Genomic DNA, 247 nt, shown 5'->3' with positions numbered 1-247 from the left:
CTCTATTCGTCGATTCCGTTCGTTGCCGCGACCATCGGCATGGTCGTCGCGGGCCGTAGTTCCGATCGTCGCAACGAGCGGCGCTGGCACAGCGCGATTCCGGCTCTGATCAGCGCGATTTCACTCGTTGCGACTGTCGTGTCGAGCGACAGGCTCGACGTTTCGCTGATATTCATCACGGTTGCGACGACCGCAATGTGGATGGCCTACACGGTGTTCTGGACCATTCCATCCGCCTATCTGAAAG

General features: G+C 59.1%; 1 pseudogene. It reads left to right on the top strand.

Annotated features, from left to right (window positions below):
• Nucleotides 1-247 (top strand): annotated as a pseudogene (locus SB725_RS33110) (MFS transporter); the annotation flags it as partial.

Source organism: Pseudomonas sp. SIMBA_041 (genome assembly GCF_046535095.1).
Taxonomy (GTDB): domain Bacteria; phylum Pseudomonadota; class Gammaproteobacteria; order Pseudomonadales; family Pseudomonadaceae; genus Aquipseudomonas; species Aquipseudomonas mucoides.
The sequence above is the reverse complement of the archived record's forward strand: the minus strand, read 5'-3'. Positions and strand labels throughout refer to the sequence as shown.